Here is an 11,537-nt window from a genome sequence, read left to right on the forward strand (position 1 = left end):
CCGGTGCCATTCGGTTGCACCGCGATATATTTTTCGAGCTTCGAAAAATATATCGCCTGTTCTACTTTAAGGCCCGGATCAGGTCAATTCGCGTCCAGTCCCGCGGCGCGGCGCGAGAAAAGGGTCGACAAGGGGCTTTCAGGCCGGGCCAGCGCGCGTTCGGCCGTCAGTGCCCTTGCCAGCGGCGCGTTGCCATCGCGCAGCGCGGCCTCGATCAAGGTCAGATCGATGACATCGCGCTGCGCATGACTGCCACCGAAGCTGTGTGCGACAGCGCGTATCGGCCTCAGCAGCCGCACCGTCTCGGCATAGTTGGCCTCACCGAAGGCCTTCACCGCCAACGTGACGGGGTGACCGACGTCACGCGTGAATGCGGCGTTGTCGTCACCGGCCCGCATCGCCTCACGCTGCGTTTCGAGCAGCATGCGCGCCGGGGCCTCAAGTCCGGCCCCGACGAAGGCCATCATGGCATGGGCATCGTTGAAGGCGTAGTTGCCCGCGGCAGCCTTCGGCGCCCAGTTTGCGGCCAGTTGGGCCCAGCGGTCACCGACATCGATCCCGCCGAGATGGAGACGCCACAGGATCGCGGATGCGTCGACCATGTTGAGCGATAATGTCGAGCGCTTGCCGTAGATCGGCCCATCGAACAGCGCGAGCACCGCTTCGGTCTCACCGAGATCGTAGTGGAACAGTGCCAGATGCCACCAATTGTGTACCTGCAGGAAGCTCTCACGCGTCCAGCCGTCCTTGTTGGCGTGCATCCAGGCGATGCCGTCGCGCTGGCGGCTTTGCATCTCCATGACATGCGCCACGGCGTGCTGCGCCCAGCCGTCGCGCGGTTCGAGCTCTATCGCGGCGCGGCCGAACTGTTCGGCGCGCTTGTAGTCGCCGGTCTCCTCCAGCCCGAAGGCCTGCATGCCGAGAATGGCGTGGCAACCCGGCATCGCCTTGTCCCACGCCGGCAGAGCACGACCGATACGATCACGCAGCATGCGGGCATTGCCGGTGAAGAAATCTATCTGGTGACCGGCCTGCAGGGCCAGTGCGTCGAGCGGAAAGTCGATCGTGAGGTCTTCCAGTACACGCGACGCTTCGTGCCAGCGTCCCGCAGCCAGGTGGCCAAGCGCCATGACGTGGCCCTGTTCACGCGCAGTCGCGACGAGCGGCAGTGCGGCTTCGTGGCAGGCACGTGCGACAACCATCGCCTCGCGTTCCGTCGCCAGACCGAACAGGTAGCCCTTCAGCACATGCGCCATGACAAAGCCGGGCGCCTCAGCGATAGCCTGGTCGACCGAGCCGACGGGATCGCCAACGAAACGCTGCAACTCGGAGAGGCCGCGCAGATAGTGCTCCCGGGCACTCCCTGAGGCGCCGGTCAAAGCGAGGCCGGATGTGTCGGTGGTCATCATCGCTGTTCAGTCCTGTCCACCGCCAAGCAATATGATTTACGGAAATGTTTCAAGGAAAGCGCAGTCTTGCCCAAAAATCCGTATTTTCGAATGTTCGCAAATCATAAACCATGGCAACAAACCGTGTTTGGAAGCACACGCCAAATCATGGCTTCTTTGTGGCAGCCAGCCTGACCGGCGGTGCGGGGACATCAACGGGGTTGTCGAGACGAAAGGTTCCTAGACCAGCAAAAACAGGCAATTGAGAGGGACGACATTCATGCGGCAACACCACTCGACCCGGCCGAACCGGGTCAGGTTATCCGTGCGCGGCAAACTTGGATTGCTGGCCTCCACCTCGCTCCTTCTCGGCGTGCTGCCGTCCTCCCCCGCTTCGGCGGCCTGTGTGCTTGCGACCTCGCCCGGCGATGACACCGTCATCTGCGACAGCGGAACGACTGTCGGCAACCTTGTCGATACCGGCGGCAACAACACGCTGGTCTTTCCGGCTGGCGGCACGGGACAGATCACCGGCAACGTCACCTATGGCGCTGGCGCCGACCGCATCGAGATGCAATCCGGCACTATCACCGGTGCAGTGGATCAGGGCGATGGCCAGGACAGCTTCGTCATCGGCGCCGGCACGGTGAACGGCAATGTCCAGCAGGGCGCAGGCATCGACAACTTCCAGATGAGCGGCGGCCAGATCGGTTCGCTCAATCAGGGCGACGCACTCGACACTTTCTTCATGTCTGGCGGCCGTATCGTCGACTTTTTCGACGACGGCGACCAGGCCTTCATGAGTGGCGGACGCATCGGCCGCGTCAACATGAAGCTCGACAAGAACTACTTCAACATGTCCGGCGGCGTCATCGATCGCAACCTCGTCACCGGCTTCGACCAGGACACGGTCATCATTTCCGGCGGCACGATCGGCGGCAACATCAGCGTCAGCGGCGGCAACGACAGCGTGACGGTGACAGGCGGCTCTATCGGCGGCGATGTCCTGCTCTCGTTCGGAGAAGACGCATTCACCTGGAGCAATGGCGGCATCATCTACGGCACGATCGACCTCGGCGGCGACAATGACACCGCCACGCTGAGCAACCTCAACAACGGCAATCTCGGTGCCACGAAAGCGGTCAGCGGCGGGCTCGGCGCCGACACCATCACTCTTTCCAATGTCGACTTTGCCAATGTCTCCCGGTTGCAGAACTGGGAAAGCGTCAACGCGACCAACGATACCGAGCTCAAATTCGGCGGGACGCTGGCTCTCGGTGACAGCGGCACCGGCACGGGCACACTCAATGTCGATGCAACCAGCACGCTCTATGGCGGCGGCGGCAATGGCGGGGTCTCGGCCTTCACGGCAGGACAACTTGCCAATGTCGTCAATGCCGGGCGCATCGATCTCACCAATGGCGGCAACAGCCTGACCGACACCTTCACCATTGCCGGCAACTACACCGGCAATGATGGCCTGCTGCTGTTGCAGACCGCGCTCGGTGACGATTCCTCGGCGTCCGACAGGCTGGTCATTTCCGGCGGCACGGCAAGCGGCGGAACCAGCATCACCGTTGTCAATGTCGGCGGTGCCGGCGCGGCCACGACACAAGACGGCATCATGGTGGTGCAGGCCGTGAACGGGGGCGCCACCACCGCCGGGGCCTTCGCACTCAACGGACCAGTGGCGGCCGGTGCCTACGAATATTACCTCTTCAAAGGCGGCGTCAGCGCGGGCAGCAACGAGAACTGGTATCTGCGCTCGACGCTGATCACATCCAATCCGGCCCCGGGGCCGGATCCGCTGGAACCGACGCCGCCACCACCGCAGCCAATACCGCCGGAGCCGGAACCGCCGGCGCCGCCGCCGGTCACGCCGCCGCCACCGGTCCCGCCAGAGGCTACGCCGGGCAATCCCAATCCCGTCGATCCGGCGCCACCCGTGACCCCAACCGACCAGCAGCCGGTGGCTCCGCCACCACCGCCCGCGGTGGCACCGCCAGACCCACCACCACCGCCGCCAGACGTGCCGACGACAACACCGCCAACGGATGGGAATGCCACACCGCCATCCCCTGGCGCCACCCGGGTGACGGGCACCGCTGTGCCGCTCTATCGCGTCGAAGTGCCGACCTATGCGGTGCTGCCACCAGCCGGCTATTATCTGATGAGCGCCAATCTCGGCACCTTCCACGAGCGACGCGGCGAGCAGGCGCTGCTCGGTGGCGTCGGCATGGTGCCTGGAAGCTGGGGCCGCGTGTTCGGCCAGGACGCCGAGGTAGAATGGGGCGGTACCGTCGCGCCAACATTCGACGGCCATCTGTTCGGCTTCCAGTTGGGCACCGATCTGATCGGCTGGGAAGGACCGGCCGGACATGAAAACCGCGCGGGCCTGTTCATCGGCCACACCCGCATGGACGGCGACATCCGCGGCCAGGCGCTGGGCTGGAACAATCTCGGCGTCGGCGACCTCGACCTCAACGCCACGAGCCTTGGCGCCTACTGGACCCATATCGGCCCGGGCGGCTGGTATCTGGACGGCGTCGTCATGGGCACATGGCTCGATGGCAAGGCGACATCCAATCGTGATGTCGGCATCGACGTCGACGGTACCGGCGTCACGCTGTCGCTCGAGGGCGGCTATCCGATCCAGCTTTCATCGGAGTGGACACTGGAACCGCAGGCCCAGCTGATCTGGCAGCACCTGTCGCTCGACGGGCAGCGAGACCGGTTCTCAACTGTCTCCTTCGACAATGACGACAGCGTCAGCGGCCGCCTTGGCCTGCGCCTGCAAGGCGCGATGCCGATGGGCAGCGCGGTGCTGCAACCCTACCTGAAAGCCAATCTCTGGCACGACTTCGACGCCACCGACCGCGTGAACTTCGGTGGCGACCCGATCGATGTCGAGCGCGGCGGCACGTCACTCGAAGTCGGTGGCGGCGTGGTGGCCAGGCTTTCGCAAACGCTGAGCGTCTTTGCGACGGCGGATTACACGACCAATCTCGGCGGAGAAAAGCGCCGGGTCTGGGAGGGCAATCTGGGCATCAGCGTGAAATGGTAAGTGATGGCGGGGCTGACCGGCCCCGCCCTTCGTCTCAATTGCCGGACCGCATCGCCACAGTGGCGATGCCGGCACCAACCAGCAGCGTACCACCGGTGCGATTGAAAACGCGGATCGCCTTGGGATTGCGTACGACGTTGCGTGCCCGGGAGGCGACCAGCGCGTAACCGAAGGCGTTGGCGAAAGCCAACGTCAGGAAGGTTGCCTCGAAGATCGCCATCTGCGTCCAGAAATTGCCGTGCCGATCGATGAACTGCGGCAGGAAGGCAACGAAGAAGGTGATGCTCTTGGGGTTGAGAGCCGTGACCAGCCAGGCATGCGCCATCATCTTCGCCGCCGACACGGCATCATGGCGCGGCGTCGCCTCAAGCGTGCCGCCGGCACGAAACAGCTTGATGCCGAGATAGACGAGATAGGCGGCACCGATCACTTTGAGGACCGTGAAGACGGTGGCCGAAGCTGCCAGCAATGCGCCGATGCCAAGCATCGACAGCGTCATGGCGGTGAAATCGCCGAGCGCCACGCCAACCGCCATCGGTAGCGCCGTGCGCCAGCCCTGGCCCAATGCGTAGGAGACGACGAGCAGGATGGTGGGCCCTGGGATGATGAGAAGGATGGAAGATGCGGCAGCAAAAGCTGCCCAATTCTCGAAGGACATGGGTCTCTCCTGTTAAAGAACAGGATAAATCCCTGCCTTCAGGCGGATGTAAAGCGGTTTTTGCAATACACTCTGGCGCCGCAGACGGGCATAAGATCGCGTCGCTCGGTGCGCGCGACATACCGGCCGCGCCAGCGCACGCGATGGCCATGGTGGCCGATGAAAGCAATGCCATATCGGTCGTCGCGGTCCGCCATGTGAAGGCCCGTTCCCGTTTCAAAAAATCAGTGCTCAAGGATCGAGGGAAGGGATAAGTGCGACCCGTGCCGGCATTGTGACCGAAGCAAGGAGTTTTGGTGCGGGAGCGACCGGAAGTGAGGCGGCGCAGACGTAGCCAAATCGACATGGAGACCGCAAAAGCAGGTCGCGCAAGGGTTTCACGCTTTTTAAACCATGAATCGTGAAAATGCGACGCATCCGGCGGGCATGTGGGCCCGTCCGTTCGTATGGGGTAAAGTGTGCATGCGTAAGCCGCAAGACCTGACGCCTTCGTCCAGCGTCGACTTCCCGCAGTCCAATACCATCATTTCCCGCCGTGGCGTGTTGTCCGGCCTCGGCATCATGACCCTGCTTGGCGCCTCCGGCTGCTCGCAGACCCTCGACCTCCCCTCGCTCGGACCGGTCGGCCCATCGAACGGAATGCCTCCGCTCGACGACATGTCGACCGGCTCGATCCGCCCGATCCCGCCGATCAGCGTCGACAGGAACATTACCGACAACAGCGCAATGTATGCCTCGTTGACCGACAATGGCTTCGTTGTTCCCGCCATTCCCTTCCAGAAGGTCAAGGCGGAGTTTCGCCGCCAGATCGTCGTCGACCCCACCGGAGAAGCGCCCGGCACCATCGTTGTCAGGCTCAATGAACGCCATCTCTACTGGGTGCAGGAAGGCGGCGAAGCGATCCGTTATGGTGTCGGTATCGGCAAGGCCGGTTTCGAATGGAGTGGCCGCGCGGTGATCCAATACACCAAGGAATGGCCGACCTGGACGCCGCCCCGGGAAATGATCGCGCGCAAGCCGGAGCTGGTGAAATGGGCGGGCGGCCAGCCGGGCGGCCTCGACAACCCGCTCGGAGCGCGCGCGCATTACATCTACAAGGACGGCCAGGACACGGGCTATCGGGTGCATGGCTCGCCTGAATGGTGGACCATCGGCACACAGGCCTCGTCCGGCTGCGTGCGCATGATCAACCAGGACGTCATCGATCTTTACAACCGGGTCAAGGCTTCGCCGAACAAGGTGCCGATTGTCGTGGCTTAAGGCGGAAGGCATTAAGGCAGTAGGGGAGTGGGCAACAGCCCTCCGATCTTTCTGCCTTATTCCCATACTGCCCTATTTCCCCATCTTCCTAATCGATTGAATTCCCCGTTGCGTCGGGCCTGAATACAGGCGAAAGTTCCTCTTGAGACGCATCGGGAGGATCGAACAATGGCCGGAACTTTTGTCATCGCCCAGGGTGGCGGTCCCACCGCTGTGATCAACCAGACGGTGGTCGGCGCGGTCCTCGAAGTCCGCAAGAAACATCCCGGCGCACGTGTTCTCGGTGCACGCCACGGCGTGCGCGGTGTGCGTGACGGCGACTATGTCGACCTTACCGACATGCGCGAGGACCAGCTCAGGCTGATCGGCCGGACACCTTCGGCCGCCCTGGGCTCGACCCGTGACAAGCCGGATGCCGCTTATTGCGACCTGGTGCTGCAAGGCCTGCAGAAAGCCGGAGCCGACGCCTTCATCTATATAGGTGGCAACGACACGTCCGGCACGCAGCAGATCCTGACCGATGCGGCGGGTGGCAAGATCGCCTTCGTGCACGCACCGAAGACCATCGACAACGATCTTGTCGAGAACGACCATACGCCGGGCTTCATCTCGGCGGCGGAATTCGTCGCCGGAGCTTTCTTGTCGGTCGATCTCGATTTCCGTGCCCTGCCCGGCATCTATGTCGGAATCGTCATGGGTCGTCACGCCGGTTTCCTCACCGCTGCCTCCGCCGCCTGGCGGATGGACGCAGACAGCGGCCCGCATCTTGTCTACGTGCCGGAGCGGGCCTTTTCGGTGGACCGTTTCATCGAGGATGTGAAAGCGACGATGGCCAGGCACAAGCGCTGCATCGTCGCGGTCTCCGAAGGCGTGTCGACCGCGGACGGCCGCTCACTGGTCGAAACCATCGTCGGCTCCGACAAGGTCGAGCGGGACGCGCATGGCAACGTCAAGCTCTCGGGCAGCGACCTCAACCGCGCTTTCGAACAGGCGCTGGCCGAAAAGCTGCCCGGCAAGCGCGCCCGCGTCGACGCGCTCGGTTACATGCCACGCGGCTACATCGGCGCGATCAGCCCAGTCGACGCGCAGGAAGCCTTCGATGCCGGCGCTTTCGCTGTCGGCGTGGCCGCCGAGGGCGGCGGCTCGGTGGCGCTGCAATATGACGGCAGCAAAACCGTGTTCAGGAAAGTGCCGCTGAGCAGCGTTGCCGCCAAGACCAGGCATATGCCCGACGACTTCATGCTCGAGGACGCCAACCAACTTTCGGATGCCGGCCTTGCCTACCTGCACCGGCTGGTTCCAGCCAAGTACCAGGTCGGCAAGCCATTCGTATAAGGGTGCCGGCATGACGGGCTGGTTCGGCAGGAAGGCGGTCGATCCCGCGCTGACGCGGATCACCGAACCGTTCGTGCATCCTTATATGAGCGCCAATATCTGGCATCTCAAAGGGCGAGACGCCGACCTGCTGGTCGACACCGGCATGGGCATCTGCCCGCTGGCTCCGGAAATCGACACGCCAACAGGCAAGCCGCTGCTGGTGGTCGCAACCCACATCCATCTCGACCATGTCGGATCGCTGCACGAATTCGCCGAGCGCGCTGGACCGCGGCAGAGCGCAGCCGAATTCGCCTTGATGGGTGACGCCGCCACCTACGCCCAGGAATTCCGTGAACTGGAAGGCGCAGTGTCGCGCCTGCCCTACCCCGGCTGGAGCCGCGAAACCTATCGCATCGAACCGGCGCCGCTGACGCGGGTTCTCGGCGAGGGTGACATTGTCGACCTGGGTGATCGGCGCTTCAGTGTGTTGCACCTGCCTGGCCATTCGCCGGATTCGATCGCGCTTTTCGACGAGCGTGACGGGATCTTCTTCAGCGGCGACGCCATCTATGACGACACGTTGCTCGACGATTTGCCCGATTCCGATCCAGCCATCTATCGCCGCACCATGCTACGGCTGCTTGAACTGCCGATCAGCATGGGCCATGGCGGCCACGGCCCGAGCTTCGATCGCAACCGGATGCAGGAGATTGCCCGAGCTTACCTGGGCATCGGCTGAATTCCACCAAAACCCAGAGTGGAGCGCCGGGCAAACAGAAAAGGCGCCGCCCAGGGCGCCGCCTTTTCTTTACGCAAGCAGCAAGAGCAGCGTCGGTTTAACCGACCTGGTCGGGTTACCCGACCTGCTCATCCCAGCCGGAGATCGCCTTGACTTCCAGGAAGTCCTCGAGGCCCCACTTGCCGCCTTCGCGGCCGAGTCCCGAGGCCTTGTAGCCACCGAAGGGGCTGCCGTAGGGCCGATCGGCACCGTTGATCTGGACCATGCCGGCGCGGATTTGGCGTGCCACGCGCTGCGCTTTGACCTTGTCCTGCGTCTGGACATAACCCGACAGGCCGTAAGGCGTGTCATTGGCAATGGCGATCGCATCCTCTTCCGTGTCGAAGGGGATCATTGCCAGCACCGGCCCGAAGATCTCTTCGCGGGCAATGGTCATGTCGTTGTTGACGTCGGCAAAGACGGTCGGGCGCACATAGTAGCCGCGGTTGAAGCCTTCGGGACGGCCGAGACCGCCGGCGACGACACGCGCACCTTCCTTGATTCCCGCCTCAATCATGCTCTGCACCTTGTTGAACTGCACTTCGGAAGAGAGCGGACCGATATGGTCACCATCCTCGGCCGGATTGCCGACCTTGACGGTGGCCGCGTAGTCGGCGGCAAGGCCAACAGCACGGTCATAGACCGGCCGCTCGACCAGCATGCGGGTCGGTGCGTTGCAGGACTGGCCGGTGTTTTCGAAGCAATGCGCCAGGCCGCGCGCGATCGCATCCGGCAGATCGCTGTCGGCAAAGACGATGTTCGGCGACTTGCCACCGAGTTCCAGGGCAACACGCTTGATGCCGTCGGCGGAAGACTTGGCCACGGCAATGCCGGCGCGGGTCGATCCGGTGAAGGACATCATGTCGATGCCGGGATGACGCGACAGCGCCTCGCCGACGGTCGGGCCGTCGCCATTGACCATATTGAACACGCCGGCAGGGAAACCGGCCTCTTCCATCATCTCGGCAAAAACGATGGACGAGACCGGCGCGATCTCGGACGGCTTCAACACCACCGTGCAGCCGGCGGCAAGGGCCGGCACGACCTTCAATGTCACCTGGTTCATCGGCCAGTTCCATGGCGTGATCAGGCCGCAGACACCGATCGGCTCATAGACGATATGCTCTTCCTTGTTGCGCTCGCTGAGCGGCGTTTCGAAATGGAAGTCCTTCAGCGTGCGGATGAACGCCTTGATGTGCCCGGCACCGCAGGCTGCCTGGGCCTCCAGCGCCAGCTTGATCGGTGCCCCCATCTCGTCCGAAATGGCCTTGGCCATGTCGTTCATGCGCTTGTTGTAAGAGGCAAGCAGCCGCTCCAGCGCCGCAAGACGCTCCTCGCGGCTTGTCCGGCTCCAGCTTTCGAAAGCACGGCGGGCAGCATTGACTGCCTTATCGACATCGGCGGCAGAGCCCAGCGAAATGACGGCAAAGGGTTGCTCGTCAGCTGGATTGATGACTTCGAGTTCCTTGGCCACGACCGGCGCGACCCACTTGCCGTCAATGAAGAAATCCGTCTTACGCAGCATTCTGTTCTCCCTGTTCACGACTGCTTTAACAGCCGGCCCGGTTGGCACGGGCGGTGAAACCGACATGGTTTTTAGTGTTGCGGCAGTGTTCTAGCCTTGCCTTGAGGGGCGGCTCAAGCCTCAGCGAGGGGCCTGCGTGAGGCCAGCGGATGAAAACAAGAAGGCTTTCAAGCCTTCCCGGAGTGATTGTGGGGTGAAATCGGTTGACGATGCGTGCACGACGTCATGAACGCCGGCTTAGTATCCTTTTGCATATCAGCCAATGGTCATCGTTCGTACCTGATTGTAATCATTACAGTATTTCTCAGATTTAGAGCTCACGCTGGCGGTTTCAAGGACCGTTCCCGTGGTCCAGGCGGCACTTTTTCGTGATTGGAAACCTGGCCGTGGCTTTCCCAGATATGCCCTGTCCGAACGACGCGAATTCCTCCCAAGAACACGCCGCATGACGGACAGACATTGATATTCGGAGTACGAAAATGAAAAAGATTGCTCTTGCTACTGCTGCTCTCCTGGTCGCCGCTGGTTCGGCTTTCGCAGGCAGCGACAACTTTGATGCCTATGCCGGTTCCAACCCGCAGGCGCTTGGCTCGACCATCGACGGCGGCTACACCGCTTCGGTGAAGGGTGGCTCGCATGACATCAACGTCAACAACGTTGCAACGCCGGTCACCGATGGCGCTCCGCGTCTCGGCGGCAACAGCTGATCGCAGTTGACGCAATGGCCGGCCTCTGGTCGGCACAAAACAAAGCGGTGGGCTTGCCCGCCGCTTTTTTCGTTTGAACACTCCCACCGATTCCTGTCGGCTCTCGCAGTCAGCTTCACAGCTTCACAGCTTCACAGCTTCACAGCTTCACAGCTTCACAGCTTCACAGCTTCACAGCTTCACAGCTTCACGGCTTCACGGCTTCACGGCTTCACGGAAATGATGATTTCGACTCTTCTCGACGTCAACATTTTCAAGCCAAAAACCATCCTTTTGTTCATTAAATGGAGACAATCCGTTCAGAATGCACTGAACGATGGTTCAGTATGCATTTTGATACCAGTCGCCTGACGGCACCATAAGCCATTGAAAATAAACGTGTATACAAAGCCTTTGTGTCACCAAAATCAAACTTCAAGAGCCATTTTTGCATGGCTGCTAAACATTCTCGTGATTGGAACCTTTTGCGGGCCAATCCCATTTCTGTGCTGTCCGAACGACGAGATTGCCTCCCAAGACACCACGCCGCGTGACGGACGGAAAAAGAGATTTTGGAGTACGAAAATGAAAACCCTCGCTCTTGCTGCTGCTGCCCTGCTCGTTGCCGCCGGTTCGGCTTTCGCCAACGGTAGCGACCACTACGGCTCGAACTTCACCTATTCGAATGTCGACGGTTCTTACACCGCTTCGGTCAAGGCTGACGCTGCCAAGCATGACTTCGGCACGATCGCGAAGCCGGTCACCGACGGTGCCCCCCGCCTCGGCGGCAACAGCTAATCACAGCCAACACATCAACCATTCTCATTTGGAGATACGAAAATGAAAACCCTCGCTCTCACC

Annotated in this window: 9 protein-coding genes; 6 read left to right on the forward strand and 3 right to left on the reverse strand. The window is 62.0% G+C overall.

What is annotated here, in order from left to right:
- Positions 1 to 83: 83 nt before the first annotated feature.
- Positions 84 to 1,409 carry a tetratricopeptide repeat protein gene (locus ACFWYE_RS19625; RefSeq protein WP_379113699.1) on the reverse strand — a complete coding sequence of 442 codons (1,326 nt, stop codon included), beginning with the start codon at positions 1,407 to 1,409 and terminating at the stop codon, positions 84 to 86.
- A gap of 259 nt (positions 1,410 to 1,668) precedes the next feature.
- Here ACFWYE_RS19625 and ACFWYE_RS19630 point away from each other — a divergent pair, with 259 nt between their 5' ends.
- Positions 1,669 to 4,452 (forward strand): autotransporter outer membrane beta-barrel domain-containing protein, encoded by a 2,784-nt coding sequence (locus ACFWYE_RS19630; RefSeq protein WP_379113701.1) that lies wholly within the window; start codon positions 1,669 to 1,671, stop codon positions 4,450 to 4,452.
- Positions 4,453 to 4,486: 34 nt separating this feature from the next.
- Here the strand turns inward: ACFWYE_RS19630 and ACFWYE_RS19635 are convergent, their stop codons facing one another.
- Complete coding sequence (locus ACFWYE_RS19635; RefSeq protein ID WP_379062105.1) at positions 4,487 to 5,110, reverse strand: LysE family translocator; 624 nt, start codon at positions 5,108 to 5,110, stop codon at positions 4,487 to 4,489.
- A gap of 462 nt (positions 5,111 to 5,572) precedes the next feature.
- On the opposite strand from ACFWYE_RS19635, the gene ACFWYE_RS19640 reads away from it, so the two are divergent.
- The 3 genes from ACFWYE_RS19640 (at position 5,573) to ACFWYE_RS19650 (ending at position 8,426) form a co-directional block, all read left to right on the forward strand.
- On the forward strand, positions 5,573 to 6,370 hold the full coding sequence (locus tag ACFWYE_RS19640) for a L,D-transpeptidase (protein ID WP_379062108.1): 798 nt from the start codon (positions 5,573 to 5,575) through the stop codon (positions 6,368 to 6,370).
- A gap of 168 nt (positions 6,371 to 6,538) precedes the next feature.
- The gene (locus ACFWYE_RS19645; protein ID WP_379113703.1) at positions 6,539 to 7,705 is read left to right on the forward strand and encodes a diphosphate--fructose-6-phosphate 1-phosphotransferase; all 1,167 of its coding nucleotides are present in this window, start codon (positions 6,539 to 6,541) and stop codon (positions 7,703 to 7,705) included.
- Between the two features lie 10 nt (positions 7,706 to 7,715).
- Positions 7,716 to 8,426, forward strand: coding sequence for an MBL fold metallo-hydrolase (locus ACFWYE_RS19650; RefSeq protein ID WP_379113705.1), 711 nt, complete (start codon positions 7,716 to 7,718; stop codon positions 8,424 to 8,426).
- Between the two features lie 115 nt (positions 8,427 to 8,541).
- Here the strand turns inward: ACFWYE_RS19650 and ACFWYE_RS19655 are convergent, their stop codons facing one another.
- Positions 8,542 to 9,990 carry an aldehyde dehydrogenase family protein gene (locus ACFWYE_RS19655; RefSeq protein WP_379062115.1) on the reverse strand — a complete coding sequence of 483 codons (1,449 nt, stop codon included), beginning with the start codon at positions 9,988 to 9,990 and terminating at the stop codon, positions 8,542 to 8,544.
- Between the two features lie 479 nt (positions 9,991 to 10,469).
- Between ACFWYE_RS19655 and ACFWYE_RS19660 the strand changes: the two genes are divergently transcribed.
- Entirely contained in the window at positions 10,470 to 10,697 is a 228-nt protein-coding gene (locus ACFWYE_RS19660) for a DUF680 domain-containing protein (protein ID WP_379062117.1), read from the forward strand.
- Positions 10,698 to 11,261: 564 nt separating this feature from the next.
- On the forward strand, positions 11,262 to 11,474 hold the full coding sequence (locus tag ACFWYE_RS19665; RefSeq protein WP_379113707.1) for a hypothetical protein: 213 nt from the start codon (positions 11,262 to 11,264) through the stop codon (positions 11,472 to 11,474).
- Positions 11,475 to 11,537 lie beyond the last annotated feature (63 nt).

The organism is Mesorhizobium sp. NPDC059025, from assembly GCF_042739655.1.
In the GTDB taxonomy this organism is placed as follows: Bacteria; Pseudomonadota; Alphaproteobacteria; order Rhizobiales; family Rhizobiaceae; genus Mesorhizobium.

Excerpts from the sequence above, each read along its gene's own strand:
- ACFWYE_RS19625 (WP_379113699.1), bottom strand. The coding sequence starts at position 1,409 with ATGATGACCACCGACACATCCGGCCTCGCTTTGACCGGCGCCTCAGGG.
- ACFWYE_RS19630 (WP_379113701.1), top strand. The coding sequence starts at position 1,669 with ATGCGGCAACACCACTCGACCCGGCCGAACCGGGTCAGGTTATCCGTG.
- ACFWYE_RS19635 (WP_379062105.1), bottom strand. The coding sequence starts at position 5,110 with ATGTCCTTCGAGAATTGGGCAGCTTTTGCTGCCGCATCTTCCATCCTT.
- ACFWYE_RS19640 (WP_379062108.1), top strand. The coding sequence starts at position 5,573 with ATGCGTAAGCCGCAAGACCTGACGCCTTCGTCCAGCGTCGACTTCCCG.
- ACFWYE_RS19645 (WP_379113703.1), top strand. The coding sequence starts at position 6,539 with ATGGCCGGAACTTTTGTCATCGCCCAGGGTGGCGGTCCCACCGCTGTG.
- ACFWYE_RS19650 (WP_379113705.1), top strand. The coding sequence starts at position 7,716 with ATGACGGGCTGGTTCGGCAGGAAGGCGGTCGATCCCGCGCTGACGCGG.
- ACFWYE_RS19655 (WP_379062115.1), bottom strand. The coding sequence starts at position 9,990 with ATGCTGCGTAAGACGGATTTCTTCATTGACGGCAAGTGGGTCGCGCCG.
- ACFWYE_RS19660 (WP_379062117.1), top strand. The coding sequence starts at position 10,470 with ATGAAAAAGATTGCTCTTGCTACTGCTGCTCTCCTGGTCGCCGCTGGT.
- ACFWYE_RS19665 (WP_379113707.1), top strand. The coding sequence starts at position 11,262 with ATGAAAACCCTCGCTCTTGCTGCTGCTGCCCTGCTCGTTGCCGCCGGT.